The organism is Arthrobacter sp. SLBN-100 (assembly GCF_006715305.1).
Lineage (GTDB): Bacteria > Actinomycetota > Actinomycetes > Actinomycetales > Micrococcaceae > Arthrobacter.
Window position 1 is genome coordinate 3,465,870 of sequence record NZ_VFMY01000001.1, and the last position, 26,468, is coordinate 3,492,337.

Consider the following 26,468-nt stretch of genomic DNA (forward strand, 5'->3'; position numbering starts at 1 on the left):
CGGTAAAGCCGGACAGCCAAGCTGACGGTGGCTAGGCTGGCACCATGACTTCAGATATCTCAGGAACAACAGCCCTGGTCACCGGGGCAAGCGCCGGCCTGGGAGCAGAGTTCGCACGCCAGCTCGCTGCCCAGGGCTGCAACGTGGTGCTGGTGGCGCGGGACCGGGCCCGCCTGGAGGAAACCGCGGCGGGCCTGGAACGGCGCCACGGGATCACGGCGGAGGTGCTCCCCGCGGACCTGACCGATGACGCGGACGTTGCCGCCGTCGTCGTACGCCTGTCCGATCCCGGGCGGCCGGTGGGGATCCTGGTCAACAACGCCGGGATCGGGCTGCTGCACAACTTCGAGGACAACCCCATCCAAGAGGAGAAAATGCACCTGAAGCTGCATGTGGAAACGTCCATGGTGCTGGCGCACGCCGCCCTGCAGGGCATGCTGGAACGTGGCGAGGGCCGGATTATCAACGTGGCCAGCATCGCCGCGTTCCTGCCGCGGGGCACGTACTCGGCGGCGAAAGCCTGGATGGTGAGCTTCAGCCGTTGGGCCAACCTCGCCTACGCTGGGCGGGGCGTCAAAGTTACGGCGGTCTGTCCCGGCTTTATCCACACGGAATTCCACGACCGCATGGGTATGGACAAATCCGTGGTTCCGTCATGGACCTGGCTGCGTCCGGCGCGCGTGGTCCGCGAAGGCCTGGCCGACAACGAACGGGGCCTCGCCGTTTCCATCCCCACCAAGCGCTACAAGCTGGTGGCTGCGTTGGCGCGGATAGCACCGGCGAAACTAGTGGCGGGCCCTCCGCGGAAGCCCAAGGAGGGCAGCAGCGGTCCGTGATCCGGACCGCCGCACGGCCACTACCACCAGGATGCCCACCAGCGCCCCCACCAGGGTCTCCACGCCGCGTTCCAGGATCAGGACAGCGGGGTCGATCGGTGCGGCGAGCTGGGTCATCAGCAGGATCACCGGCGTAAAGGAGACCATGGCCAGGCCGTAGTGACGGGCCATAAACAGCTCTGTGGTGAACTGGAAAAGGATCACCAGGAGGGCCAGCACTAAGGTCTGCTGCCCGGGAATCAGTCCCGCCAGGGTCCACGGCCCGGGAATAAGTACGACGGCGGTGACCGCCAATCCCACGAACGTTCCGACGATGCGGTGGATGCCTCGCCGGACGCTGCTGGGCAGGTCGGCGCCGGCAAGGGGAACGGCTGCGGCGGCCATCGCCCAGTGCGGGTGGCCACTGCCGCTGAGGACCCCCACGGTACCGGCAGCACCCACGGCAAGAACATACCGCGCGGCGTGCACCAGCACTTCCGGGAGGCCGGCAGCCTGCAGGGCGGGCGCGCCCCGGACGGCACCCCGCTGCCAGGACCTGTGCCGGACCCAGCCGCCGAAACCCACCAGCACGGAAAATGCGGCGGACCCCGCAGCGATGAGCAGAGCCACCTGCCAGGGAACCACCACGGGCACCGAGGCGCAGGCACCGAGCGCCAGGATGCCAAAGAACGGCCCGTTCGGCTTGAGCCGCACCCGGTCCGCGAAAACCGATCCGACGCCGGCCAGAACCGCTTCGACGGCAACGAGCCACCAGGACTGGAGGTGGTTGACGGACAGGAACAGGCCTGCCGCGACGCCGCCCAGCAGGACCACCGCGGCCTGGCACTGGTGCAGGAGGCGGAGCTGGTGCGTTTCCGAACGCCCGTACATCCCGGTCAGGGCACCGAAAACGGCATACATGATGAGGTCGGTCCGGCCCGCGGCCAGCAGCAGGAGCGAGGGGACGGCGACGCTGATGGCCACGCGCAGGGCGGCGAGGTGGTCGCGGTTCGCCGGTTCCAGCCGGTGGAGGGCGCGCATCTGCTCCATCAGAAGCTTCATGCCGCACCTTCCCTGACTGGATCCCGGATCCCTTAAGGTCCCTTTGGAAAGTATCACCGGGGCCGTCTGAAAGCATTTCCTGAAGTGTTCGGGGAAACAAAACGACATCGGCGCGTCAGCTGGCAAGGCCAAGGCCGGCCCCGCGAACGGGGCGAGCCCGGGTGGCCCTGCACGGCAAAGGCCCGCCCCGCGCGCTTCACTTGAAGCTGCAGGACGGGCCTTGGGAGCGTGGGCCGCTAAATCTGCCCGGTCCGAATTCTGCCGGCCTGAATGGCTACAAGCTAAACGTGGGCGGGGACCTTCCCTGCACTCGAATCGGTGATGTCCTGGGTTTCGAACGGGAGCTCGTCCAGGTCAATCAGCGGGTTCTCGTCCTGGGTGGCCACCAGTTCGCGGGCTTCCGCCTGGGTATCCACGCTGGGCATGGAGCCGGGCAGCGGCCGCTGGGCCGATTCCTTCAGGAAGTAGATGGCCACGGCGCCCACCAGCGATGTACCCATGAGGTAGTAGGCAGGCATCATGTCGTTGCCGGTGGCGCTGATCAGGGCTGCCACGATGAACGGGGTGGTACCGCCGAAGATCGCCACCGAGAAGTTGTAGGCAATGCCCATGGCGCCGTAGCGGCTGGAGGTGGGGAACTGGGCCGGCAGGGCCGAGGCCAGGTTGGCAACGTAGAACGTCACCGGGAACGCGATGAGTGCAAGGCCGGCCAGCGTGGACCAGATCTGGCCGACGCCGATCAGCATAAAGGCCGGGGCTGCCAGGACAACCGTGCTCAGCGCACCGATCCACAGCACTGGCCGGCGGCCGATCCGGTCGGACAGCTTGCCGGTCAGCGGAATGCAGAGGCTCATCACCACCAGGACGGGGATGGTCAGCAGGGTGCCGTGCACCTCGTCGTAGCCCTTGGACTCGGTGAGGTAAGTAGGCATGTAGGACGTCAGCGCGTAGCCGGCGGTATTGGCGGCGGCCACCAGGACCATCGCCACAATGAGGGAGCGCCAGTAGGCCTTCACGATTCCTACCGGCCCCTTTGCCGTTGCCTCGTCCGAGGCGGCGGCATGCTTGGCGAGGTCTTCCTGCGCATCCAGGGTGGCCTGGAATTGGGGGGACTCCTCGATCTTGCTCCGGAAGTAGATGGCGATCAGGCCCAGGGGACCCGCCACCAGGAACGGGATGCGCCAGCCCCATTCCTCCATAACACCCTGGCCCAGGGTCAGCTGCAGTGCGGAAACCAAGGCAGCGCCGAGGGCAAAGCCGAGGTAGCTGCCCATATCCAGGAAGCTCGCGAAGAAGCCGCGGCGCTTGTCCGGGGCATATTCGCTGACGAACGTGGTGGCGCCGGCGTACTCACCGCCCGTGGAGAAGCCCTGGATGATCTTCAGCAGCACCAGCAGGCCGGCGGCCCACAGCCCGATCTGCGCATAGCCGGGCAGGAGCCCGATGGCGAACGTGCTCGCGGCCATCAGCATCAGCGTGGCGGCGAGGATCTTCTGCCGTCCCACCTTGTCGCCCATCCAGCCGAAGATGACTCCGCCCAGGGGACGGGCGATGAAGGTGGCGGCAAAAGTTCCGAGCAGGAACAGCGTTTGGGTGGTGGGATCCGATTCCGGCAGGAAGACGGGTCCCATAGTGGTGATGAGGTAGCCGAAAACGCCTACGTCGTACCATTCCATGGTGTTGCCCACGATGGTTCCGCCCAGTGCTTTCTTGAGCATGGGCTGGTTCACCACGTTGACGTCCGACTCCTTGAGCCGGCGGCGCCCCAGTTTTTTGGGTTTCCGTGGTGCCGTGGCAGCCGCGGGTGGGGTGCCGGGGGGTGTAACAGGGTTGGTTCCGGAGGCGCTGTACGTGCCTGCGGAAGAGTCGGTGATGCTTCGGTCTGTGGGCATTTGGGCAACTCCTGTGGAGGTCATTTGCTTGCGACTGGTAGCTGCCCCGCTCCGGGCAGGCCTTCAATTTTACGCGAAACCCATGGCGCTTGCCCGTTCCATGCCGTAGGATCAACCCTTTTAGGCACCTTTCAAGACGGTTTCGCCGATTTCTTTTCCCTGCTTTTCCCGCGCCAGCACAGGGATCGGCGAGCTACGCCGCAATCGTTACCGAATTTTTTTCGCGATGACGCCCCGCAGAGTTGTTTTTGCCATGCTTCTGGCGCAAATAGTGATGCGGCCCACGGGTTCAGGCCGTCTTCGGGGAGCGTCCCGCCCGGGCGGACACGGCCGCCGTCGTTCTTTGCGTTGGCACTCTCCCTTCCCGGCAGTTTGCGGGGGTTCACAGGGGCCCGGCACTTCCCTAATCTTGACCCATGGGAACAGTCTCTTTTAGCTAGGCGGACGCCTGCGGCCAGCCCATTGCCGGCCACCCAACAGTCGTGAAAAGGCCTCGCCGGGCCTGTCTTTGGTAACACTTCATTTCATCGCGGAAAGGAAGAACAAATGGCTGACGAAATCACTGGAAAGAAACTGGCGCCGGAGGTCGCGCAGCATCTGGCGGAGGCAATGAAAGCCCCCGACATGCCAGGGGCTGCAGCTCCGATCTCGCCCATGGGGGCGGGCGGACCGAGCATCTGGCCGGAGGGCAGCGGGAAGCGGCGGCATCCCAAGGAACGCGGGTCTGGGCACGGCCGCATGGGGGAGGCGGCAGCCGTGACGGCGGTCCACCGCACCAGCCGCCCACAGATGCCGCACTCATCCTAGGCACCCGCGTTCAGGACAGGCATCCAGTCTCATGACACGGAAACGGCCTGGCGACACCCATATTTGCGTGTCATCAGGCCGTTTCAGTGTCCTGGAAGAATACGTGGATCGCGGGGCCAGCTCACACCTCGCGCACAACCTCCGCAGGCTCCTTGTCCAGCCGCCAGCCGCGCCACACCGGGTGCCGGAGCCGCCCGGTTCCGGTCCACTCGCTGTACGTCACCTCGCCCACCAATTGAGGGCTCACCCAGTGGGCATCGGCTGCGTCCTCACGCGGGACGTCCTGGAAGGGCGACGTTTTCCGGGCGAGGCCGTCCACGGTTTGCCGGAGTTCCGTCAGTTCGCGGAAGCTGAAACCGCTGCCCACCCTGCCGACGTACCTCAGGTTCCGGCCGTCCGGGATCCCGACCAGCAGCGATCCCACCGACCCTGCACGGGCGCCCTTGCCCGGCCGCCAGCCGCCCACCACAACCTCCTGGGTCTGGTCGAGCTTGAGCTTGATCCAGGTCCGGGTCCGCTGCCCGCTGACATAACGGCTGTCCGTGCGCTTCGCCATTACGCCTTCCAGGCCCAGTTCCCGTGCGCTCTCAAGGATGTGTTCAACCGGTTCCTCGAGGACCGTGGACAGGTCCACCGGGCAGTCCGAGGGGCTGAAGAACTGCTCCAGCCGCCTGCGACGCTTCGTGAGGGGCAGTGCGCGGAGGTCCGTGCCGGTGTCGTAGAGCAGGTCGAAAAGCATCAGCCGGACCGGAATGGCCTTGCGCGCTTTGGCGACGTCGCCGGGCCGGGTAAGTTTCATCCGCCCCTGGAGCAGCCCGAAGTCAGGCCGGCCTGAGGGGCCGACGGCGATGATCTCGCCGTCGGCAACGAACGGCCGGGGCGGCCAGCAGTCCCTGTCCGTGAACTCGGGGTACGTCTTGCTGACGTCGTTTCCGTTGCGGCTGAAGATGCGGATACTTTGCTCGTCGGCAACAAGGATGGCGCGGACCCCGTCCCACTTGAGCTCGAACTGCCAGTTGCTGCCGTGCAGGTCCGCGGTTGTCCCGGACGTGGCCATCATGGGGCCAAAATCATTGGGTGCTACCGAAGCGGCGGCCCGCTGCGAGTCCGGGGACGGCCCGTCATTCTCCTCTTCAGGCTTATCGTCAGCCTCCTCGTCAGGTTTGTCGGCATCGGCGTCCAGTTCCTCCGGCTCGTCAACGGCGTTGTCCGGCGCTGCGGCCTCCTCGTCCTCAGGCCCTTGGTCCCCGTCGTCGGGCACTGCCATAGCCACGGGCGCGTGCCGCCTGCTGTGACGGTCTTTGTCCATGAGGTGGATGAGCCATTGCCCTTCGGCGTCCTTACCCTGGCCGCGGCCGGTGTGGATGAGCGCGAACTTCTTCGTCCCGCCCAGGCCGCCGTCCTCGGAACCGTGCAAGGTAACGATGACCTCCCTGCCGTTGATCCACTTGTGCAGTTCATAGGTGCCGTGGTCCCAGATGGTCATTTCGCCGGCACCGTATTCGCCTTTGGGGATGGTTCCGTGAAAGGTGAGGTAGTCCATCGGATGATCCTCGGTCTGGACGGCCAGGTGGTTCTTGCCGCCAATTTCAGGGACGCCTTTCGGCAAAGCCCAGGACACCAGGACGCCGTCGTGCTCCAGCCGGAGGTCGAAGTGGAGCCGGCTGGCGTGGTGCTCCTGGATGACAAACGCGTCACCGCCGCCGGCCGCGCCGCTGAACGGTTCCGGTGTGGCTTCAGGATCACGCATGGAGCGGTACTTGCCCAGGCGCGGGTCGCCGTCGTTATGCTTGTCCGGAACGTCCATGCTTTGGTTCGAGGCGCGGACGACGGCGGCGAATGGGTCAGTGCCTTCCTGCACCCGGCGCAGCACGGCCTGGTAGTCCAGGTGCTTCAGTCCCGGTGAACTGATTTCCTCCCAGGTCCGTGGAGCGGCCACCATGGGGGTGGGTCGGCCGCGCAGCGAATAGGGCACGATGGTGGTTTTGGCCGCATTATTCTGGCTCCAGTCCACCAGCACCTTGCCTTGGCGCAGGGACTTTTTCATGTCGCTGACGGCCAGGTCGGGATGGTCGGCTTCCAGGGCGCGGGCCAGTTCCCGGGCAAACGCGGAGATCTGGTCGGAGGTCTGGCTCCGGTCCAGCGCTGCATACAAATGGATGCCTTTGCTGCCGCTGGTCACCGGGACCGGGTCCAGTCCCACGTCCTCGAGGATGGTGCGTGCCAGTAACGCCACCTCCACGCATTCCTCAAGGCCGGCGCCGGTGCCGGGGTCGAGGTCCAGGACCAGCCGGTCCGGATTCAGCTGGTTGCCGTGCGAATCCACCTGCCACTGGGGGACGTGGACTTCCAGGGAGTTGATCTGGCCGAACCAGGTGAGCGTCGCTGCGTCGTTAACCATCGGATAGTGGATGGTCCGGTCCTTGTGGGTGATGGCCGCGCGGGGGAGCCAGCCGGGGGCGGAGTCCTCAAGGTTTTTCTGGAAGAAGACCTCTCCCGGCTTCTCTGCGGTTCCGACGCCGTTGACCCACCTTTTCCGGGTGGCCGGCCTGTTCGCTGCGGCGGGGATGAGGACGTGCGCTACGGCGGCGTAGTATGCCAGGATGTCCGCCTTGGTGGTGCCGGTCTCCGGATAGATGACCTTGCCCAGGTTGGTAAGGGTTAATTCCCGGCCCGCGACCCGGACACGTTCCTTAGCGGCGGCCACGGGTCTTCACCTCCGGCGCTGCGTGCTGTTGACTTAGGGAATGAGAGCCATCTGGAAAGGTGCCATCGCGTTTGGCCTGGTGAACGTTCCCGTGAAGGTCTACAGTGCCACCGAAGATCATGACATCAGTCTGCACCAGGTCCACAATGCCGATGGCGGCCGGATCCGGTACCAGCGCAGGTGCGAGGTGTGCAGCCAGGTGATCGACTATTCGGACATCGAGAAGGCCTACGAGGAGGATGGAAAGACCGTGGTCCTCTCCAAGGATGAGCTCAAGGCCATTCCCGCCGAGAACAGCCACGAGATCGAAGTGGTGCAGTTCGTCCCGTCCGAGCAGCTTGAACCGATGATGTTCGAGAAGAGCTACTACCTGGAGCCCGACTCCAAATCGCCCAAAGCCTACGTTCTGCTCCGCCGTGCGCTGGAGGACACGGACAGGGTGGCAATCGTCCAGTTCGCGCTGCGCGAGAAGACACGGCTGGGCGCCCTGCGGATCAAGGACGACGTCCTGGTGCTGCAGTCCCTGCTCTGGCCGGACGAGGTGCGCGAAGCGAACTTCCCGTCCCTGGACGCATCCATCAAGATCTCCCCGCAGGAACGCGACATGTCCGCGGCCCTGGTGGAGTCCATGGCGGCCGATTTCGATCCGGACCACTTCACCGATGACTACCAGGTGCAGCTGCGCCACCTGATCGAGGCCAAACTCGAGCAGGGCGACGCACTGGACACGGACGAGACCTTTGGTGTGGAAGCCGGTGAAGGCGGCAAGGGCGAGGTCATCGACCTCATGGAAGCACTGAAGCGGAGCCTGGACCGGAAACGCGGGGGCGGGTCCGCATCTGCTGCCGGCGGCTCCGGGGACGAGGCCGCGGAGTCCGGTGACGACGAAGAGGCCGCCACTCCGGCGGCCAAGAGGGCGACGGCCGGCAAGGCGACGGCAACCAAGTCTGCCGGGACCAAATCCACGGCCGGCAGGTCCGCTACAGGTAAGACCGCAGCCAAATCCACTGCGACCAAGTCCACTTCCGCGAAATCGACGGACACAAAGACCAGTACTGCCAAGGCCGGTACCGGCAAGTCCACGGCCACTAAGTCCACGGCCGCTAAATCCACCACCGCCAAGTCCACGGCGGCCAAGACAGCCGCCAAGCCCGCCGCGAAAACCGCCGCCAGCAAGGCAACGGGCACCAGGACGCGCAAGCCGGCGTGATAATCGGGCGCCTGCCGGGAACGCAGCGTGGGTAAGTGCCATGTCTACGAAACTACTAAGCTTGCTTGCTTTTTGATAGTCGGTGTAGAGCCGCTCTCTTTACAGTCAAGGCAGGCACGTCCACAATGAGTCGCATCACAGCCTCCGTTGTGTCGGCAGTGCTGTTAACTCACTGGGAACCATCGCAGTAGGGAGGCACAGTCATGAATGACCAGGCTGATGTTCTGGAGGCGGACCGGGCGCTCAAGCAAAAGCACCGGGCGATGTGGGCATCGGGGGATTACCCTGCGCTCGCAAGTGAGCTGCTCCTCGAGCTGGGGGCGGTCCTCGTTGAAGCCTGCGGCATCAACTCGCGCCAGCGGGTCCTGGACGTCGCCGCCGGCGCCGGGAACGCCGCCATCCCTGCCGCGATGATGGGCGCGAAAGTCGTGGCCAGCGACCTCACGCCGGAGTTATTCGACGCCGGCCGCCACCAGGCCGCCGACCGCGGCGTTGAGCTGGAATGGAAAGAGGGGGACGCGGAGGCCCTGCCGTTCGGTGACGATGAGTTCGATGCCGTGATCTCCTGCCTGGGGGTGATGTTCGCGCCCCATCACCAGCCCGCAGCGGACCAGCTCCTGCGCGTTTGCAAACCGGGAGGCAGCATCGGGCTGCTCAGCTGGACGCCGGAGGGGTTCATCGGCAAAATGTTCGCCGCAATGAAGCCGTTTGCCCCGCCGCCGCCCCCGGGCGCGCAGCCCCCGCCACTGTGGGGGAGCGAGGACCACGTACGGGAACTGCTCGGCGGGAGGGTCACGGACGTCCAGGCCCGCAAACAGTCCCTGGCCGTCCGGAGTTTCCACCACCCGGAGGACTTCGTGCGCTACTTCAAGTCCCACTACGGGCCAACCATCTCCGTGTACAAGTTCATCGCCGAGGACGCGGACAAGGTCAAGGAGCTGGACACGGCGCTGACTGAGCTGGCTGACTCCTTCGGCGATGCCCACGGTGATTCGCCGTTCCAGATGGAATGGGAGTACCTGCTCTTCACGGCGAAGAAGGCCAAGGGCGATGCCGGGTGACCATGTAACGGAGTCCGCCGTCACCATCGAGGCGCCGCCCGGCCGGGTGTGGGACGTCATCACGGATCCGGTGGCCACCAAGGAGTTTATGTTTGGGGCCCGGCTCGCCACGGACTGGAGCGTTGGCGGACCCATCACCTGGCGGGGGACCTGGGAAGGCAAGGAGTACGAGGACAAGGGAGTGGTCCATGAAGTGGAACCCGGCCAGCGGCTGGTGTACACACACTTCAGCCCCCTTGGAGGCCAGGAGGACAAGCCGGAAAACTACCACACCCTGACCTGGACGCTGCAGGACCAGGGCGGCCGCACGCTGCTGACGCTGGCCCAGGACAACAACCCCACAGCGGAGGCGGCCGAGCACTCACAGGGCATGTGGGACCGGCTGGTGGCAGACGTCAAGAGGCTGTCCGAGCGCGGCTGACCCGCTACCTGCTTGGGCCTGACGCTTAACGCGGGCGGCCGCCGTCGGACACTTCCCAAGGGAGGGAAAGTCCGACGGCGGCCGCGCGTCTTTGTTGCCGTTACTCGGCGTCGTGGTCCGTTTCCAGGATCTGGACCAGGTGGTCCAGGGCCGTGTCAGCGCCGTCGCCCTCGGCCCGGAGGACCACCACGTCGCCGTGTGAGGCGCCCAGGCTCATGAGGGACAGGATGCTGGCGGCGTCCATGGCCTCGTCGGCCGGCTCGCCTTCGCGGGCGATGGTGATGTCCAGGTCGTACTCTCCGGCTGCCTCGGCAAAGATGGCGGCAGGGCGGGCGTGCAGGCCCACGCGGCTGGCGACGGTTGCTGTGCGTTCTGGCATTTTTGCTCCTTTGTCTTCCGGCGGCTGGTGGGATGCCGGGTAGAGGTAGTGGGTGAGGCGGGGTCAGACGGTTGCTGGAACGGTCTCCACCGTAGCAGCGCTCTTCGGGGCTGCCCAACGCTTCAGGGCCACCACAGCCAGCGCGCTGACGATGGTTCCCGCGATGATCGACAGGACGAACATCAGCAGGTTGCCGATGGCGAAGAACACGAAGATGCCGCCGTGGGGTGCCTGGGACGTGACTCCGAAGGCCATGGAGAGTGCGCCGGTGAGGGCGCCGCCCAGCATGCTGGCGGGGATGACGCGCAGCGGGTCGGCTGCGGCGAACGGGATGGCGCCTTCGGAGATGAAGGACGCGCCCAGCAGCCAGGCGGCCTTGCCGTTTTCGCGCTCAGCGAGGCTGAAGAGCCTCCGGTCCAGGACCGTGGCGAGTGCCATCGCGAGTGGGGGCACCATGCCTGCGGCCATCACGGTGGCCATGATCTGCCACGGCGCCTGGTTCGTGGCGCTGCCTGCGCTCAGGCCGGCTACAGCGAAGGCGTAGGCCACCTTGTTGACCGGGCCGCCGAGGTCGAAGCACATCATGAGGCCGAGGATGATGCCGAGGACCACCGCGGAGGCGCCTGTCATGCCGGTGAGCCAGGCGTTGAGGGCGTTGGTGAGGCCCGCGATGGGTCCGCCGAGCACCAGGAACATCAGGCCGGAGGCAACGATGGAGGCGAGCAGCGGGATGATGACAACAGGCATCAGGCCGCGCAGCCAGCGCGGCACCTGCCAGGTGCCGATGAGGTGCGCGATGTAGCCGGCCAGCAGGCCGCCCACGATGCCGCCGAGGAACCCGGCGCCCATGAAGCCGGACACCGCACCGGCAACGAAGCCTGGGGCGATGCCGGGACGGTCGGCAATGGCGTAGGCAATGTAGCCGGCCAGCGCCGGGACCAGGAAGCCCATGGACAGGGCACCGATCTTGAACAGGACCGCGCCCAGGTAAATGGCCAGGCCGCCCTCCGGGAGGTTCCCGAAGTTGTTGGCAAGGACCACCTTGTCTGCCACCGCGGTGATGTTGTAGCCGCCCAGCAGGAAGCCCAGGGCGATCAGCAGGCCGCCGCCGGCCACGAACGGGATCATGTAACTGACACCGGTGAGCAGTGCACGCTTCAGCTTCTGGCCGATGTGCTCGCCCCGTTCCTCGGCCTCATGCTCGGCCTGCTCTTCCGCGCCGAAGTGCGGGACACGGCGGGCGTTGGGGTTGTCCGCTGCGGCGAGGGCCTCCTGGACCATCTTGGCCGGCTCGTCGATACCGCGCTTGACCGGTGCGTTGATGACGGGCTTGCCGGCGAAGCGCTCCTTGCCGCGTACGTCCACGTCCACCGCGAAGATGACGGCATCGGCGGCCGCGATGACGGCGGGGTCCAGCGGCTTGGCGCCGGAGGAACCCTGCGTCTCAACCTGCAGGTCAACGCCGGCCTCCTGTGCGGCCAGAACCAGTGAGTCTGCCGCCATGTACGTGTGGGCGATGCCGGTGGGGCATGCGGTCACGGCCACGAGGCGCTTGGGCCCTGAGCCTGCAGAAGCGCCGGTGGTTGAGCTTGTCGAAACCGGGTCGGCGGAAACCGAGCCTACCGAAGTAGAACCGGCGGATGCACCGGCAGCACCTGCCGCAACGCCTGCGGGAGCGGCCGCGGCGTGGGCGGCAGGCTTGTCAGCCAGTGCGCCGTCCACCAGTTCCACGATCTCCTCTCGGGAGGAAGCGTTGCGCAGGGCTGCAGTGAAGTCCTTCTTGATCAGGGACCGGGCGAGCTTGGACAGCAGCTTGAGGTGCTCCTGGTCCGCGCCGTCCGGGGCTGCGATGAAGAAAATCAGGTCCGCCGGGCCGTCCTTGGCGCCGAAGTCCACCTTGGGGTCCAGGCGGGCCATGGCCAGGGTGGGTTCGTTGACGGCCGCGGAGCGGCAGTGCGGGATGGCAATGCCGCCGGGGATACCCGTGGCAGTTTTCTGCTCGCGGGCGAAGGCATCCGCGAAGAGGCCTTCAACTTCTGATGCGCGTCCGGTGGCAGCTACTTTGCTTGCCAGGTGCCGGATCACCGTTTCGGGGGAGTTGCCCAGGTTCTGGTCGAGCTCGACCAGTTCCGTGGTGATGAGCTGGGTCACTGTCAATCCTTTCGAAGGGCCGTGATGGTTACGGCGTCCGGGGTGGTTTGGTGGACTGCCGGGACTGTGGAGCCCGGCAGGGAGGCGGCTGCGGCACCGTGGGCCACCGCCTGACGAAGGCAATCGGCCGGGGCGGCGCCCTGGCCTTGGGCGAGCAGGTAGCCGGCCAGGGCTGAATCGCCCGCGCCGACCGTACTGACCGCGGCGACCGGCGGGTGCGTGGCCAGCCACGCGCCGTCGGCCGTTACCAGGACAGCTCCCTTGGATCCGAGAGTTGCCAGAACAGCGCCCACACCGGAACGTACGACGGCGGCGGCTGCTGCCGCTGCTGCAGCCGGGTCCGCTTCCAGTTCGTCAGCGGTGGCCGGGGAGGCGAAACCGGCTGCGGCAGCCAGCTCCGCCAGTTCTTCGGCGTTGGGTTTGAGGAGGTCCGGTTTTCCCGAACCATTGCCTGCCTGGCCGCTGGACGACTCGTCGCTGGACAAGGCGGCGGCCAGAGGGGCGCCGGAGGAGTCCACGGCAATCTGCGGGGCGGCCCCGTCTCCGGCGGAGCGCAGCCGGCGGGCCACTGTGGCGTAGAAGTCGGCGGGGAATCCCGGGGGCAGCGAACCGGCCAGGACCACCCAGCTGGCACCGCGGGAGCTCTCCACCAGCAGCTTCATCAGGGATTCCTGCTGGTCCGCATCCAGCAGCGGGCCGGGTTCGTTGATTTTGGTGGTCACGCCGCCGGGCTCGGTGAGCGCAACGTTGGTGCGCAGCGGCTCATCGATAGGCAGGGAAACGAAGGGTACGCCGCTTTCGCGCAGGCCGGCCAGGACGGGATCACTGTCCGCTCCCGGGAGGACGGCCAGGGACTCCAGGCCGGAGGCTACCAGGGCGCGGGAGACGTTGACGCCCTTGCCGCCGGACTCCTGGCTGACGGAGACGGCGCGCTGAACTTCGCCCCGTTGCAGCGGGCCGGGGAGGGCCACGGTGCGGTCAAGGCTTGGGTTGGCTGTGAAGGTGACGATCATGCGATCACCACGTCCACGCCGGCGTCCTCAAGGGCGGCTGCGAGTTCCGGGCCGGGTTCGCTGTCTGTAATCAAGGTGTCCAGATCTTTCAGGGAGGCGAACTGGACCAGGGTTTCCGTGTCCAGCTTGGAGGAATCGGCCAGCACCACGATCCGGCGGGCCGAACGGACGAAAGCTGCCTTGACGGCGGCTTCCTCGGGGTCGGGGGTGCTGAGGCCGAACGATGCGTGGATGCCGTTGGTGCCGATGAACGCGATATCCGGCCGGAGCTTGTTGGCGGCGTCCACTGTTGCCTGGCCTACGGCAACCTGGGTGATTCCGCGGACTCTTCCGCCCAGGACATCGAGCGCAATTCCGGGAATGCTGGAAAGCTTGCCGGCGATGGGAAGCGCGTGGGTAATGGCAACCAGCTCGGCCCGGCGTTCTGCAGGGTCGAAAGGTTCGCTGGCGGTGCGCCGGGAGAGCAGGTCTGCCAGGACTTCGGTAGTGGTGCCGCCGTCGATCAGGACGCTGCCGGGCGACGTGCGGGGGATGAGGGCCAGCGCGGCCTCTGCAATGCGGATCTTCTGGTCCGGACGCTGGATGGCCCGTTCGGGGATGCTTTCTTCCGTGGTGCTGAACCTGTCTGCAGCCACGGCACCGCCGTGCACCCGGCGGACCGTACCGGAGTTCTCGAGCGTGGCAAGGTCCCGGCGGATGGTTTCGGTGGTGATGCGGAAGCGCTCGGCCAGGTGGGTGACGCTGACCCGGCCGGTGCCGGCTACAAGCTCGGCAATCTTCTGCTGGCGCTCCTCGGCGAACACATACCCTCCGTTGCGTAAGGCTTGCTGTGAGTGATTGGCATCACATGATGTTGAGTTACTTGACTTTATCTTTGCTTCTGTTGGTTTGTCAATGGAAACCCACATGAAACAAAATGACCTGCCGTTTTTGCTGGTGTTTGCTTCGCCCGCTTGCGCAGTCCACGGGGGCACCCTTACGGGCTCCGAGGACCTGGACTCCGACAAAAACTTCGGGGGCGATGAAAAGCCGGGCCGGACCATACTGGCCCAGCCCGGCTTCCTCGGGTTCCTGACAGTTTTTCTTTCCTCGGTTCCTTCTGCCCTGGCTACAGGCCGCCGTCGCGGCTTTCGTTCCTTGTGATGCGCTCACCGGTGTTCGGGTCCACGACGGACCGGCTTTCGCTGATCCGGCGGCTGCGGCCCGGCGAGGCGAGGATCAGTGAGGCGATAAGGCCAATCACGCCCACGGCCATGAGGATGTAGCCGATAAGCACCTGGTCGACGAAGGGGATCAGGCCTGGAGCAACCGCCCAGGCGAGGATGGCGCCAAGTGCGATGAGGAAGATGGATGAGCCGATTCTCATGTGCTGCTCCTTGCTGGTCGCGGGACGGGCCCTGTGGCAGCCCGTGACGAGATGCTAAGTATGCTGTCCGTCAAGCGCCACGCTACAGCGCGGGGGTGCACTGTTCAATGGTTTTTGCCTGTCGCCGGGCGTCTCAAATGGGTAACAGCTTTGTGGCCACAGGGGTTGGGGTTTCTGCCCCTGGCATTGCCTCAACGGCTGGCCGAGCGGCACGGCTCAGGTGCCGGGACGGCCTCCCTCGCTAGGCTGATCCGATGAAAACAGTTGTCTGGTCCAAGCCCGAGGACGAGCGGGCGGGCACTCCGCTGCTGGTGATGATGCACGGCTACGGCACGGACGAGTCCCGGATGGTCCGCCTCTTTGAGTACTTGCCGGCGGAATTCACCTGCGCGGCGCTGCGGGCTCCCATGGCCATTGGGGACCACTTCGGGTGGTTCCTGCTGGACTACTTCCTGGCCAACGACTTCGCTGACGTCATCAAGGCGTCCAATGCCGTCCAGACCTGGATTAACAGCGTCAAGGGCCAGCACACCAGCGTCAGCCTGCTCGGCTATTCCCAGGGTATGGCGATGGCCAGCACGCTCCTGCGCCTGCATCCCAAGGACTATGCGGCCGTTGTGGGGCTTTCCGGCTTTGTGCTCGAAAATGAGCTCCTGTCCCTCACGGAATCTTTCGATACCCCGCCGCCTTTTTTCTGGGGACGCGACAAGGCTGACCTGGTGATCAACGAAGACGCGGTGGCGTACACCGAGGAGTGGCTGCAGGAGAACACGCTCCTCACTGCCAGGACCTACCCCGGCATGGGCCATGCCATGTCCAAGACGGAAATGGTGGATGTCAGCGCCTTCCTGCGCCACTACGTGCTGCGCGCCGGCGGGCGTACGAACACCTAGCGCGCCCGGAGTGCGCACAGCGAGACGTGCGTCACAAAGGGGGCTGATGAAAAAACAGTTGCCAGCCGAATTTGTAAGCGCTTACACTCGACTTCGGCCGCGAGTGCGGACGTGGACTGGGCAAAGAAGGAGGGCGCTGCTGTGCAGACGCTTTGCTGCAGCGGACTACGGTGCGTCGCCGTTTGCTCCTGCGGCAGTGCCGGACGTCAGGCGAGCTTGTCCGGCAACCCGGAACAGGCCCATGATGGTAGGAACAGATGGATCGGCAAGGCCCCCGGACGGACAGCACCGCCGGGCATGTAACGCCGGCCGCCCGCCGGCTCTGCAGATGATCCGGGCACCGAAGCCACCACACACCAGAAGCACCCGCCTTCGAGGCTGCCCGCCGTCTGAAAGGACACCGCACCACGCATGAATGAACACACCGCAACAGACCATACAGTCAACAGCCTCACCGCCTGGACGGACGCCTCGGCCATCCTCTTCGACCTCGACGGCGTGCTGACGCCCACCGCAACGGTGCATGAGCAGGCGTGGCAGGAGTTGTTCGAAGGCTACCTCTCCTCCGAGCCGCAGGTTACGGGCTACAGCGAGAGCGATTACTTCGACCACATCGACGGCAAGCCGCGCTTTGACGGCGTCCGTGATTTCCTCGCCTCCCGCGGGATCGTCCTTCCGGAAGGCCCCACGGATGACGACCCCGCCCACACCACGGTGCAGGGCCTGGGGAACCGCAAAAACCGGATCTTCAATGACATTGTCAGCACGGGCGTGGAACCCTTCGAGGGATCGGTCCGCTTCCTGGAAGCCGTGCTTGACCGCGGACTGAAGGTCGCCGTCGTCTCCTCCTCACGCAACGCCCCCGCAGTCCTGGAAGCGGCGGGGCTCAGCCGCCACTTCGCCGTCGTGGTGGATGGCGTGGTGGCAGCCGGGGAAGGCCTGCCGGGCAAACCCAGCCCGGCAACGTACCAGTACGCCGCCGGGCTGCTGGGCTTCCCGAGTGAAGAGTGCGTGGTAGTGGAGGACGCCGTCTCCGGTGTCCAGGCCGGACAGGCAGGTTCATTCCATTCCGTGATCGGAGTGGACCGCGGCGCCGGACGGCAAACCCTCCTGGACGCTGGAGCAACCGTGGTGGTCAACGACCTCGACGAACTCCTCTAGCCGCCCGGCACACAGCCGTATCCCCAATCCCCGGCACCCGAAGTCATCGAATTACTCAAGCAAGCAGTAAGCAGCACCCAAGCTGCCGCGCCCGCAACGGCCAACGACAGCTGCCCCAGCACACGCCGAAGGACCAACACCATGGCTCTCATCACCGCAGACCGCGAGCGGTTCCCCAACACCCCCTGGCAGCTCGTCGAAACACGCCACGAGCCGGGCGCCGAAGGCACCCTGGAGACGCTTTTTGCCCTCGGCAACGGGCATCTGGGAATCCGTGGCGCCCACTGGGCTGCAGCAGACTCCGACCTGCCGGGCAGCTTCATCAATGGATTCCACGAGATCTGGGACATCAAGCACGCCGAAAATGCCTTCGGCTTTGCCCGCACCGGCCAGCGCATCCTGTACATCCCGGACGCCAACAACTTCACCCTGGTCATCGACGGGGAGTCCCTCAGCCTGGCCGAATCCGAGGTCCTTGACTACCGCCGCTCCGTTGACTTCGGCACCGGGGTCTACGAATGCCGCATTACGTGGCAGTGCCGCTCCGGGGCCGTAGCCACCACCACTGAGCGCCGCGCCGTCGGGTTCGCTTCCCGTGGGTCCCTCGGCATTTCGCTGGAAGTCGCCACCGATCGCGAGATCTCCCTGGACGTCACCTCCTCCGTGATCAACCGCCAGGACCAGCCGGTGGAGGACCACTCGGTCCATGACCCCCGCAGGGCGGGCCGCCATGCCGGGCGCGTGCTGCTGCCCCTGCGCCTTGACGGCGGTGACGGCTCGCTCCGCCTGGCCTGGGAAGCCGCTGAATCCAAGCAGCGCGTGGGCATCGCCGTGGACCACTGGACCTCGGCAGGCCACCAGCCGTTCGATACGCTCGTGGACCAGGACGACAGCAGCGTCCGCTACGTGCTGGCGGTGAGCGCGGACGAGCCGTTCCGCCTGGAAAAGACCGTCAGCTACGCCGCCGGCGCCGGAATCCAGGAGCCATCCATTGACGCAGCCGCCGTCGCGGAAGAAGGCCTGCGGCCGGTCGCCGACATCTTCGCCGAAAGTGAAGCGCACTACCGCGGGCACTGGGCCACCTCGGACATCGTGGTGGCCGGCGGGAAGCCCGGACTCCAGCAGGCCATCCGCTGGAACCTGTTCCAGCTGGCCCAGGCAACGGCCCGCGCGGACATGGCCGGAATCCCGGCCAAAGGCGTTACCGGTTCGGGCTACGAGGGCCACTATTTCTGGGACCAGGAGGTATACCTCCTGCCGTACCTGACTTACACCAACCCCGCGGGCGCCCGCCGAGTCCTGGAATTCCGCCACGCCATTCTTCCCGAAGCCAAGATCCGGGCCAAGGAACTGAGTATGGAAGGCGCCCTGTTCCCGTGGCGCACCATCAACGGGCTCGAGGCCAGCGCCTACTACGCCGCCGGCACCGCCCAGTTCCATATCGCCGCAGCTATCGCTTTCGCCACCCACCGGTTCGTCTGGGCCACGGGGGACACCGAGTTCCGTGACGGCATGGGCGCCGAACTGCTGGTGGAGACCGCCCGGATGTGGATTTCTCTCGGGTTCTTCGGTAAGGACGGCATGTTCCACATCCACGGCGTCACCGGCCCGGACGAATATACGGCAGTGGTCAACGACAACCTCTACACCAACGTTATGGCCCGCTTTAACCTGCGCGCCGCCGCTGCCCTGGAACACGCCGGCGTCGCCCAGGAGGAGCGGCAACTGTGGGAGGCGGCAGCCAAACGCATGCACCTGCCGTTCGACAAGCGCATGCAGGTGTACTCGCAGGACAACGACTTTATGACCCTGGAGCCCTGGGACTGGACCACGCCCCGGTCCAAGTACCCGCTGCTCCTGCACTTCCATCCGCTGGTCATCTACCGCCACCAGGTCCTGAAACAGGCGGACACCGTCCTGGCGATGTTCCTGCAGTGGCAGGATTTTACCGCCGAGGAAAAACACCGGGCCTTCGACTTCTACGATCCCCTGACCACTGGAGACTCAACGCTTTCCACGTGTGTCCAAGGAATCATGGCCGCCGAGGTGGGGTACTCGCGCGAGGCGCTGGAGCACTTCACCAATGCCGTGTTCATCGACTTGGATGATACGCACGGCAACACCATCGACGGCGTGCACATCGCCTCCACCGGCGGGGTGTGGAGCTCCCTGGTTTGCGGCTTCGCGGGCCTGCGGGACCAGGGCCCGGTTCCGTTCTTCGATCCGCGGCTTCCTGCCGAGTGGGACGGGCTCACCTTCCACCTGAAGATCCGCGGACGCCTGTTGCTGGTCCAGCTCGACTCGGGGTCGATCACCCTGGCCATCCAGGAAGGCGACGCGCTGGAGGTGGACGTCCGCGGGCAGCAGTTCACCGTGGGAGCCGAGCCTGTGCAGGTGGCACTCGCGCCCGTTCCGGTGCCGGAGCCCACGGTCTTCCCGAGCGGACATCCGACGGCGAGCATCCCGGTGGTGCGGGCCAACAGTGACGTGCCGCGCCCGGCGGCCTAATCCCCGGGGGCCTAATCCCCGGCGGCCTGGTCCGCGGCGGGCTGGTCGACGCCGGGCTGGCTCCCGCCCGCCGTCGTCCGTTCTGCCCGAGGTGAGCGGTCCAGTGGGTGGGCCAGTTCGTCGTCGCCCATCCGCCCCGCAGTCATGGCAATGACCGCCATGACGGGGCACACGCCCCCGGCCACCACAAAGATCAGCCAGATGGACAGGACTTCGGCGGCGGGCCCGGCCAGGGCCATGGACACCGGCATCAGGGCAAGCGAGACAAAGAAATCCAGGCTGGACACCCGGCCCAGGAGGTGCGGCGGAACGCGCCGCTGGAGCAGCGTGCCCCAGATGACCATGCCCACGCTGCCCGTGGCCCCGAAAATGAACAGCGCCGCCGCGATGGTCCAGAAGTTGTCCATGATTCCGACGGCGGCGAGGGGCAGGCTGCCCGCGCCCCAGCTCACCATCATCACCCTGAGGTAGCGCCGGGGCAGCCGCAGGGAGGCCGTGAGCAGCGAGCCCAGTGCCGAGCCGACGCCCATCACGGCGAGCAGGAAACCGAACATGCTGGAATCGCCGCCCAGCTGGTCGCGGACCACAAACGGCAGCAGTACTTCGATGGGTCCGATCAGGAACAGCACTGAGATGCACGCCCAGACCAGGGTCCAGAGCAGCCACGGGGTCCGCAGCGTGTAGCTGACACCTTCGCGCAGGTCATGGAAAAAGGATGTTGTGCCGCGCCCAGCGACGCCGCCACCAGCCTCAGTGCCGTTGACCGGCGCAGCCAGCGCGTGCTGGCCCAGGAAGTTCAGGACGATGAAGGCTGAGAGGTGGCACAGTGCCACGGCAGTCACAGCGTGCGACGGAGAGAGGGCAGCCACCGCCACACCGGCCACGGCTGGCCCGGCAGCCTGCTGCAGGACCGGCCGCATGGAGCCCTCCATCCCGTTCGCAGCGAGCAGATCCTCCGCGGGAAGGATGCGGGGCAGGATGGCCGAATAGGCGGGAAAGAAGAAGGCTGCCCCAACACCGAGTACAAACGCGCCGGCAGCCACATGCCACAGCTGCAGCAAGCCCGCGATGGCCAACCCGCTGATCGCAGCGATGACGGCAAGGTTCGCGCCCTCCACGGCAATGATCAGGCGGCGCTGCGGAACCCTGTCGGCGGCGATGCCGCCTGCCAGGACAAAGGCCACCAGGCCTACGCTGCCGGAAGCAGCCACCAGGGACAGTTCCAGCGGTCCGCCGCCGAGATGGATTACCTGGTAGACCATGGCGACTGCCCACATGCCGGAGCCGAAAATGGAGATGGCCAGTGCCGAAATCAGTACCCGGTACTCACGGTGGACAAAAGGCCGCAAGGCTTTGGGAGCGGGCATAGGGTAAGTCTAGGCTTCGCCCGGTGCCCGGGCCTCCGGATACGCGCCGGTCCCCGGGCACCTGGATACCGGGGCACTCGGGGCACCCGGGGCCCTGCCGTGAAAGCGACTGGGGCAGCCGCCGTGCCGTGGCCTAATGTTAAGCAAGCTTAGTATCAGGAGAGCCGCAACCAACGCGGCAGTCGAGACCAACAGAGGTGACCATGGCCAGGCGCAGCAACCCCGCAGTACGGATCGCAACCGAAACCGCCCACAACGCAGTGTTCGACGCCGACGGCAAACCGAAGCCGGGCGTCCACAACGCGCTCCTGAAGGCGGTGGAGATCCAGCGTCCGCTGGTCCTGGCGTACATCCGCCGGCTGCAGAAAAAGCACCCGCGCGCCACCGCCGCCCAATTGGCAGACATCCTGGAGCGCGACTACCTGCGTGCCGTCACCGGCGGCGGGGCTCTTGTGGGCGCAACCGCCGTCGTCCCCGGCGTTGGCACCGTAGCGTCCCTGGGACTCTCGGCTGCGGCGACCGTGGGGTTCCTGGAAGCAACCGCGCTGTACGCCACTTCCCTCGCCGAACTGCACGGCATCCGCCTCACCAACCCGGAAAAAGCCAGCACCATGGTCATGGCCATCATGCTGGGCGAGGAAGGCACCGCGCTCCTCGGAACGCTCAGCGGCCAGGCGGCCGGCAACGGCATGAACGCCACCAGGGCCTGGGGCAACGTGCTGTCCAGATCCACCGTGCCCGGCTTCGGCTCGATCCGGAACCGCATCCAGAAAGCCTTCCTCAAGAACCTCCTCAAAAGGCAGGGGACTGCCTTATTCGGCCGGGCACTGCCGTTCGGCATCGGCGCGGTAGTGGGCGGAGCCGGTAACCTCGTGATGGGGCGGGCAGTCGTGGGGAACGCGAAGGAAGCGTTTGGTCCCATGCCGGATACCATCCCCGGCGAGCTGAACGCCGCCGCACCGGACCACCTGACGCTGGAAGGCAACAATTTTGGATCTCAACGCTGACCTCGGCGAATCATTCGGCTCCTGGAACATGGGGGACGACGCCGCGATGTTCCGGCTGGTCACGAGCGCCAACGTGGCCTGCGGATTCCATGCCGGTGATCCCGTCACCATGCTGGACAGCTGCCGCGCTGCTTATGAGCTGGATGTAACCGTCGGCGCGCACGTGGGCTACCGCGACCTCGCCGGTTTCGGCCGCCGCTCGCTGGACATGTCCTTCGACGAGCTGTTCGGCGATGTGCTCTACCAGTTGGGCGCGCTCGACGGCGTGGCGCATGCCGTGGGTGCTTCCGTGGACTACGTGAAGCCGCACGGCGCGCTGTACAACCGGATTGTCCACGACGCCGATCAGGCGTCCGCTGTGGTGGCAGCCGTGAACTCCTACGATCCGGGCCTGCCAATCCTGGGCCTGCCCGGGTCTGAGCTGTTGAAGCAGGCGAAGGAAGCCGGGCACCCGGTCTTCATCGAGGCCTTTGTGGACCGCGCCTACCAGGCCAACGGAACACTGGTCCCGCGCTCGCAGGAAGGGGCCGTCCTGCACGACGTCGACGCGATCGTTGAGCGGGCCGTCCGCCTTGCCACCAAAGGTGAAGTCGTGGCCCTGGACGGGACAGTGGTCCAGGTGCAGCCGGACTCCCTGTGCATCCACGGCGACACCCCCGGTGCTGTGGGGATGGCTGCGGCCGTCCGTGCCGGGCTTGAGGCCGCCGGTGTGGAGCTGGAAGCGTTCGCCTGAAATCTCGACGCGCATAGTCGCTGGCGCTGGGCATGTTCGCCGGCGCGGGCCAAATATGCGGTGCGCATAAGCTTTTGCGCGTCGCCGGAATTTATCCGCGTCGAAAAGCCTGGAAAAACTCACCCGAAAATCAGGTGCGCCACCGTAAAGATCGCCAGGCCGGCAAGCGAGCCCACCACCGTGCCGTTGATCCTGATGAACTGCAGGTCCTTGCCCACCTGCAGCTCGATCTTCTGGGAAGTTTCCTCGGCATCCCACCGGGCCACCGTGTCTGTGATCACCCCGGCGATGTCTGAGCGGTAGGTCCGCACCAGGTAGCCGGCGGCGTCGCCGATCCAGGCGTTTACCTTCCCCGCGAGTTCGGGGTCGTTGACCAGCCGGGAGCCGAAGTCGCGGACGGCGCCCTTGAACTTGATGGTCAGGTCACTGTCCGGATCGTCAACGGCGCCCAGCAGCGCATTCTTCACGGTGCCCCAGGTACGGGAGGCAAGTTCGCGCACTTCCGGATCACCCAGGACCTGTGCCTTGATGTCCTCCGCGCGGGCGATCATGGCCGGATCGTGTTGCAGGTCCTGGGCCAGGTCGTTCAGGTATTTGTCGATTTGCTGCCGCACCTGGTGGTTCTGGTCGGCCTGCACGGCGCGGACGAACTTCAGGATTTCCACGTAGACCTTGTCGCCCACCAGGCCGTCCACGAACTGCGGGACCCAGGTGGGGGAGCGGTCAGCGACCAGCCGGCTGACGGTCTCGTGGTTGTCGTCCACCCAGTCGGCTGCCCGGTCCACCAGCAGGTCCACGAGCTTGTGGTGATGGCCATCGTGGAAAATCCGCTCCGCCATCCTGCCCACGGGTGGTCCCCACGGCGGAGCCAGCAGGTGCTTACGCACCATTCCCTCGATCACTGCCTGGACGTCGTCGTCATTCAGGACCTTGAACACGCCGCGGATGACGGCGGCCCCCTCCTTCGCGACGCGCTCGGCGCCGCCCGGTGTTGCGAGCCATTCGCCTGCCCGGCGGGCGATGTTGACGCTGGCCAGCTTCTCCTGGACCACCTGTTCAGACAGGAAATTGGTTTCCACGAACTCGCCCAGCGATGCGCCGATCTGGTCCTTCCGGCGCGGAATGATGGCGGTGTGCGGGATTTTGATGCCCATGGGGTACTTGAACAGCGCGGTGACGGCGAACCAGTCGGCCAGCGCACCCACCATGCCGCCCTCTGCCGCCGCGCGCACGTACTGCAGCCACGGATAGTCCTTTTGCAGCGCGAACGCGAAGACGAAAATCACGGCCATGGCAATCAGCAGGCCCAGCGCCAGAAGCTTCATTTTCCGCAGCGCTGCCGCCTTTTCAGCGTCGCCGGCACTGAGTTGCTGGCGGACGACGGCGGCACGCGCCTTGGTGCGGTCCCTCCCGGGAGGTGCCCCGGACGTTGCCGCTCTGGGGGGTGCTTCCCGGGTAGTTGGCTCAGAGTTCACCTGCATGTGCCAAGCCTAGCCCCGCAGCCCGGGCCGGGTCGGCTACCGTGTCTGCATGACTACTGACGAGTCACCGCTGCAGCGGCCGCTGGTCTTCGCCCACCGGGGTTCCAGCGCCGCGTTTGCAGAACACACCCGCGCAGCCTACCTGCAGGCGCTGGCGGACGGGGCCGACGGCGTGGAGTGCGATGTCCACCTGACCCGCGACCAGCACGTCATCCTCCTGCACGACGCCAACCTGGACCGCACTTCCGACGGAACCGGGCCAGCGGCGGAGCGGACCCTGCGGGAACTCCGCCGCCTGGACTTTTCTTCCTGGAAGGGGGTGCGCATTCCCGAAATGTACGGGGCGCGCTCCGAGCAGTTTTTGACCCTTCCGGAGTTACTGGAGATCCTCCGCGGCGCCGGCCGGCCCGTCGGGCTTGCCATCGAGCTGAAGCATCCCAGCCCCTACCAGCTCAAGCTGGAGGACCGGGTGATTGAAGTCCTGCAGGCCGAGGGATGGGAGGCGGCAGGCTCTTCTGTGGACAACGTGTCGGTGACGTTCATGAGCTTCAGCCCGGAGTCCGTCCGCCGGCTCCTCCGGTCCGTTCCGCCGCAATACGTCTGCCAGCTGGTGGACGACGTGGATGCGCGGGAACTCCGCGAGGAACTGGGCCTGGGACTGATCACCGGGGGCGCCATCGCGAACGTGATGAAAGCTGCCCAGGTGGAAGGGGAGCGGATCCTGGACGCCGGCGAAGCCGGACTGGCCGGCCCCGGCGTCGACTATGTCCGCCGGCATCCGGGCACCATCCTTCGCTGGCTGGAGCGGGGCCGGCGGTTCCGGGTGTGGACCGTGGACAGTGACCAGGATGTGGAGCTGTGCCGGAGCCTGGGCATCCACGAAATCACTACCAACGTGCCCGCCCGTGTGTTAGGGCAGTTGCACATGGCTTCGCCGCAAGGAAGGTAGGGGGCCAGATGACCGGGGAAGCTGCCGGCGCCGTTCCCGCACTGTTCCGCTACCTGGAGCCCGTGTTCAGGGACGCGGGGCTGGCGTTGGATGAGGCTGCCGGATCATGGTCCGGTCCCCGCCGGTGGTGGGGCGGTGCGCTGGATGTGGAAGGCCTGGCACTTGGTTCCGTGGGGGCCGCGGCCGCAGCTTTAAACCTCCTGATCGGAACGCCGGGCCGGTTCGCCACCACGGCGGCCCTGACCGCGGGCGCCTTCGACTCCTACGGCTACCTGCGGATTGACGGGCGCAGGATCGAGGGCTTCGCCCCGCTGTCCGGCTTCCGGCGTACCCGTGACGGTTGGATCCGGCTCCACGCCAACTACCCGCACCATATGCAGCGGCTCATGGAAGCGCTGGCCGCCACCACGGCAGACGGCGTGGCTGCAGCCCTCGCCGCCATGACCTCGCTCGAAGCGGAAGCCGCGGTCCAAGCCCGGGGAGGAGTTGCCGCGGCCGTCCGAAGCCGCCAGGAGTGGCTTAATTCGGGGATCGGCAGCGCTGCCGGTACGGGGCCTTGGATCGAACTGCGCCTGTCCGGCGGAGAGAACACTGTGCCCAAGCCCCTGCGCCTGTCTGGCGCCGATCCACGCCGCCCCTTGGCCGGTGTGCGCGTGCTGGACCTGACCCGCGTCATTGCCGGGCCGGTATCCACCCGGTTGCTGGCGGCGCTTGGTGCCGACGTCCTGCGGATTGATCCGCCACGGCTTCCCGAAATTACCGATCAGTTCGTCGATACAGGGTTTGGCAAGAGGAGCGCGGAGGCGGACCTGGCAACCCCTGGGAACCGGCACTTGCTGCAACAGTTGCTGGCCACCGCAGATGTTGTCATCACGGGATACCGCCGCGGCTCCCTGGACCGCTTCGGGCTGGAACCGGAGGTGCTGCTGGCAGCCCGGCCGGAGCTGGTAGTGGTCACGCTGGACAGCTGGGGAAACACGGGCCCCTGGAGCGGCCTGCGTGGCTTCGACAGCATTATCCAGGCAGCCACCGGAATCGCCGATCTTTACGGGACAGGGGACGACGACGGCGGGTGGCGGCCGGGTGCGCTCCCTGTCCAGGCCCTGGACCACGCCACCGGGTATGGCGTGGCAGCGGCAGCCATCGCCCTGCTGGCCAGGCGCCGGCACAAAGGGCTTGGGGGATCGGCACGGCTGTCCCTGGCCCGCACCGCCGAGGAGCTTTTCGCCCTTCCGGCTGTGGGCTTCGCGGCGGTGGCTCCGGGCAGCCCGGCGGCCCCTGTCCCGCAAGCCGGGATGCCGGCAGGCAGCCCGGCTGCACACGACTTTCCAGAACCGGTGCTGCCCGCAACCGAACTGCACACCATGGCCAGCAGCTACGGTGAACTGCGCTACGCGGGGCCGCCCCTCCTGGTGGACGGACAGCCGCTGGACTACCCCAGCCCGCCGGCGCCCTATGGAAGTTCCCCGCTCGCCTGGGCCTGAC

Annotated in this window: 22 protein-coding genes; 12 read left to right on the plus strand and 10 right to left on the minus strand. The window is 66.3% G+C overall.

What is annotated here, in order from left to right; genetic code table 11:
• Positions 1–44: 44 nt before the first annotated feature.
• Positions 45–836: an SDR family NAD(P)-dependent oxidoreductase gene (locus tag FBY31_RS15970; protein WP_142043088.1), complete on the plus strand. Its 792-nt coding sequence runs from the start codon at positions 45–47 to the stop codon at positions 834–836.
• On the opposite strand, the gene FBY31_RS15975 is transcribed toward FBY31_RS15970, so the two are convergent.
• A complete protein-coding gene (locus FBY31_RS15975; RefSeq protein WP_142043091.1) occupies positions 786–1,877 on the minus strand; it encodes an FUSC family protein in 1,092 nt (363 codons plus the stop codon). The two genes, FBY31_RS15970 and FBY31_RS15975, sit on opposite strands and share 51 nt — an antisense overlap.
• Positions 1,878–2,158: 281 nt before the next feature.
• On the minus strand, positions 2,159–3,769 hold the full coding sequence (locus FBY31_RS15980; RefSeq protein ID WP_142043094.1) for an MFS transporter: 1,611 nt from the start codon (positions 3,767–3,769) through the stop codon (positions 2,159–2,161).
• Between the two features lie 546 nt (positions 3,770–4,315).
• On the opposite strand from FBY31_RS15980, the gene FBY31_RS15985 reads away from it, so the two are divergent.
• On the plus strand, positions 4,316–4,576 hold the full coding sequence (locus FBY31_RS15985; RefSeq protein WP_142043097.1) for a hypothetical protein: 261 nt from the start codon (positions 4,316–4,318) through the stop codon (positions 4,574–4,576).
• A 121-nt stretch (positions 4,577–4,697) separates the two neighbouring features.
• Here the strand turns inward: FBY31_RS15985 and FBY31_RS15990 are convergent, their stop codons facing one another.
• On the minus strand, positions 4,698–7,283 hold the full coding sequence (locus tag FBY31_RS15990) for an ATP-dependent DNA ligase (RefSeq protein WP_142043100.1): 2,586 nt from the start codon (positions 7,281–7,283) through the stop codon (positions 4,698–4,700).
• A gap of 40 nt (positions 7,284–7,323) precedes the next feature.
• Here FBY31_RS15990 and ku point away from each other — a divergent pair, with 40 nt between their 5' ends.
• The 3 genes from ku to FBY31_RS16005 all read left to right on the plus strand — a co-directional run bounded on the left by ku (position 7,324) and on the right by FBY31_RS16005 (position 9,975).
• Positions 7,324–8,493 (plus strand): non-homologous end joining protein Ku, encoded by a 1,170-nt coding sequence (gene ku / locus FBY31_RS15995; protein WP_142043103.1) that lies wholly within the window; start codon positions 7,324–7,326, stop codon positions 8,491–8,493.
• Between the two features lie 203 nt (positions 8,494–8,696).
• Positions 8,697–9,554, plus strand: coding sequence for a class I SAM-dependent methyltransferase (locus FBY31_RS16000; protein WP_142043106.1), 858 nt, complete (start codon positions 8,697–8,699; stop codon positions 9,552–9,554).
• On the plus strand, positions 9,544–9,975 hold the full coding sequence (locus tag FBY31_RS16005) for an SRPBCC family protein (protein ID WP_142043109.1): 432 nt from the start codon (positions 9,544–9,546) through the stop codon (positions 9,973–9,975). Before FBY31_RS16000 ends, FBY31_RS16005 begins: the two co-directional genes overlap by 11 nt.
• 100 nt (positions 9,976–10,075) lie before the next feature.
• Here FBY31_RS16005 and FBY31_RS16010 read toward each other — a convergent pair whose 3' ends face one another.
• The 5 genes from FBY31_RS16010 to FBY31_RS16030 form a co-directional block, all read right to left on the minus strand.
• Complete coding sequence (locus FBY31_RS16010; protein WP_013599585.1) at positions 10,076–10,354, minus strand: HPr family phosphocarrier protein; 279 nt, start codon at positions 10,352–10,354, stop codon at positions 10,076–10,078.
• Positions 10,355–10,417: 63 nt separating this feature from the next.
• Positions 10,418–12,505: a PTS fructose transporter subunit IIABC gene (locus FBY31_RS16015; protein WP_142043112.1), complete on the minus strand. Its 2,088-nt coding sequence runs from the start codon at positions 12,503–12,505 to the stop codon at positions 10,418–10,420.
• A gap of 2 nt (positions 12,506–12,507) precedes the next feature.
• On the minus strand, positions 12,508–13,518 hold the full coding sequence (locus FBY31_RS16020; protein ID WP_142043115.1) for a 1-phosphofructokinase family hexose kinase: 1,011 nt from the start codon (positions 13,516–13,518) through the stop codon (positions 12,508–12,510).
• Positions 13,515–14,321 carry a DeoR/GlpR family DNA-binding transcription regulator gene (locus tag FBY31_RS16025; RefSeq protein ID WP_142043117.1) on the minus strand — a complete coding sequence of 269 codons (807 nt, stop codon included), beginning with the start codon at positions 14,319–14,321 and terminating at the stop codon, positions 13,515–13,517. The genes FBY31_RS16020 and FBY31_RS16025 overlap by 4 nt, the downstream gene beginning before the upstream one ends.
• Positions 14,322–14,626: 305 nt before the next feature.
• Entirely contained in the window at positions 14,627–14,884 is a 258-nt protein-coding gene (locus tag FBY31_RS16030; protein WP_142043120.1) for a DUF6458 family protein, read from the minus strand.
• A gap of 254 nt (positions 14,885–15,138) precedes the next feature.
• Here FBY31_RS16030 and FBY31_RS16035 point away from each other — a divergent pair, with 254 nt between their 5' ends.
• The 3 genes from FBY31_RS16035 (at position 15,139) to FBY31_RS16045 (ending at position 19,446) form a co-directional block, all read left to right on the plus strand.
• Positions 15,139–15,777 (plus strand): alpha/beta hydrolase, encoded by a 639-nt coding sequence (locus FBY31_RS16035; protein WP_142043124.1) that lies wholly within the window; start codon positions 15,139–15,141, stop codon positions 15,775–15,777.
• Between the two features lie 411 nt (positions 15,778–16,188).
• Entirely contained in the window at positions 16,189–16,938 is a 750-nt protein-coding gene (locus FBY31_RS16040) for an HAD family hydrolase (protein ID WP_142043127.1), read from the plus strand.
• Between the two features lie 141 nt (positions 16,939–17,079).
• Positions 17,080–19,446, plus strand: coding sequence for a glycoside hydrolase family 65 protein (locus FBY31_RS16045; protein WP_142043130.1), 2,367 nt, complete (start codon positions 17,080–17,082; stop codon positions 19,444–19,446).
• Positions 19,447–19,457: 11 nt separating this feature from the next.
• Here FBY31_RS16045 and FBY31_RS16050 read toward each other — a convergent pair whose 3' ends face one another.
• On the minus strand, positions 19,458–20,813 hold the full coding sequence (locus tag FBY31_RS16050) for an MFS transporter (RefSeq protein ID WP_142043133.1): 1,356 nt from the start codon (positions 20,811–20,813) through the stop codon (positions 19,458–19,460).
• A 203-nt stretch (positions 20,814–21,016) separates the two neighbouring features.
• Here FBY31_RS16050 and FBY31_RS16055 point away from each other — a divergent pair, with 203 nt between their 5' ends.
• Both FBY31_RS16055 and FBY31_RS16060 read left to right on the plus strand, forming a co-directional pair.
• Positions 21,017–21,820 carry a hypothetical protein gene (locus FBY31_RS16055; RefSeq protein ID WP_142043136.1) on the plus strand — a complete coding sequence of 268 codons (804 nt, stop codon included), beginning with the start codon at positions 21,017–21,019 and terminating at the stop codon, positions 21,818–21,820.
• Positions 21,804–22,553 (plus strand): LamB/YcsF family protein, encoded by a 750-nt coding sequence (locus tag FBY31_RS16060; protein ID WP_142043139.1) that lies wholly within the window; start codon positions 21,804–21,806, stop codon positions 22,551–22,553. The genes FBY31_RS16055 and FBY31_RS16060 overlap by 17 nt, the downstream gene beginning before the upstream one ends.
• 119 nt (positions 22,554–22,672) lie before the next feature.
• Here the strand turns inward: FBY31_RS16060 and FBY31_RS16065 are convergent, their stop codons facing one another.
• Complete coding sequence (locus FBY31_RS16065; protein WP_142043142.1) at positions 22,673–24,034, minus strand: DUF445 domain-containing protein; 1,362 nt, start codon at positions 24,032–24,034, stop codon at positions 22,673–22,675.
• A gap of 49 nt (positions 24,035–24,083) precedes the next feature.
• On the opposite strand from FBY31_RS16065, the gene FBY31_RS16070 reads away from it, so the two are divergent.
• Both FBY31_RS16070 and FBY31_RS16075 read left to right on the plus strand, forming a co-directional pair.
• Complete coding sequence (locus tag FBY31_RS16070; protein WP_142043145.1) at positions 24,084–24,983, plus strand: glycerophosphodiester phosphodiesterase; 900 nt, start codon at positions 24,084–24,086, stop codon at positions 24,981–24,983.
• A gap of 8 nt (positions 24,984–24,991) precedes the next feature.
• The gene (locus FBY31_RS16075; protein WP_142043148.1) at positions 24,992–26,467 is read left to right on the plus strand and encodes a CoA transferase; all 1,476 of its coding nucleotides are present in this window, start codon (positions 24,992–24,994) and stop codon (positions 26,465–26,467) included.
• Position 26,468 lies beyond the last annotated feature (1 nt).

What these genes read in the sequence shown, in the direction of transcription:
- FBY31_RS15970 (WP_142043088.1), top strand. Translation starts at nt 45, where the DNA reads ATGACTTCAGATATCTCAGGAACAACAGCCCTGGTCACCGGGGCAAGC.
- FBY31_RS15975 (WP_142043091.1), bottom strand. Translation starts at nt 1,877, where the DNA reads ATGAAGCTTCTGATGGAGCAGATGCGCGCCCTCCACCGGCTGGAACCG.
- FBY31_RS15980 (WP_142043094.1), bottom strand. Translation starts at nt 3,769, where the DNA reads ATGCCCACAGACCGAAGCATCACCGACTCTTCCGCAGGCACGTACAGC.
- FBY31_RS15985 (WP_142043097.1), top strand. Translation starts at nt 4,316, where the DNA reads ATGGCTGACGAAATCACTGGAAAGAAACTGGCGCCGGAGGTCGCGCAG.
- ku (WP_142043103.1), top strand. Translation starts at nt 7,324, where the DNA reads ATGAGAGCCATCTGGAAAGGTGCCATCGCGTTTGGCCTGGTGAACGTT.
- FBY31_RS16000 (WP_142043106.1), top strand. Translation starts at nt 8,697, where the DNA reads ATGAATGACCAGGCTGATGTTCTGGAGGCGGACCGGGCGCTCAAGCAA.
- FBY31_RS16005 (WP_142043109.1), top strand. Translation starts at nt 9,544, where the DNA reads ATGCCGGGTGACCATGTAACGGAGTCCGCCGTCACCATCGAGGCGCCG.
- FBY31_RS16010 (WP_013599585.1), bottom strand. Translation starts at nt 10,354, where the DNA reads ATGCCAGAACGCACAGCAACCGTCGCCAGCCGCGTGGGCCTGCACGCC.
- FBY31_RS16020 (WP_142043115.1), bottom strand. Translation starts at nt 13,518, where the DNA reads ATGATCGTCACCTTCACAGCCAACCCAAGCCTTGACCGCACCGTGGCC.
- FBY31_RS16030 (WP_142043120.1), bottom strand. Translation starts at nt 14,884, where the DNA reads ATGAGAATCGGCTCATCCATCTTCCTCATCGCACTTGGCGCCATCCTC.
- FBY31_RS16035 (WP_142043124.1), top strand. Translation starts at nt 15,139, where the DNA reads ATGAAAACAGTTGTCTGGTCCAAGCCCGAGGACGAGCGGGCGGGCACT.
- FBY31_RS16040 (WP_142043127.1), top strand. Translation starts at nt 16,189, where the DNA reads ATGAATGAACACACCGCAACAGACCATACAGTCAACAGCCTCACCGCC.
- FBY31_RS16045 (WP_142043130.1), top strand. Translation starts at nt 17,080, where the DNA reads ATGGCTCTCATCACCGCAGACCGCGAGCGGTTCCCCAACACCCCCTGG.
- FBY31_RS16050 (WP_142043133.1), bottom strand. Translation starts at nt 20,813, where the DNA reads ATGCCCGCTCCCAAAGCCTTGCGGCCTTTTGTCCACCGTGAGTACCGG.
- FBY31_RS16055 (WP_142043136.1), top strand. Translation starts at nt 21,017, where the DNA reads ATGGCCAGGCGCAGCAACCCCGCAGTACGGATCGCAACCGAAACCGCC.
- FBY31_RS16065 (WP_142043142.1), bottom strand. Translation starts at nt 24,034, where the DNA reads ATGCAGGTGAACTCTGAGCCAACTACCCGGGAAGCACCCCCCAGAGCG.
- FBY31_RS16070 (WP_142043145.1), top strand. Translation starts at nt 24,084, where the DNA reads ATGACTACTGACGAGTCACCGCTGCAGCGGCCGCTGGTCTTCGCCCAC.
- FBY31_RS16075 (WP_142043148.1), top strand. Translation starts at nt 24,992, where the DNA reads ATGACCGGGGAAGCTGCCGGCGCCGTTCCCGCACTGTTCCGCTACCTG.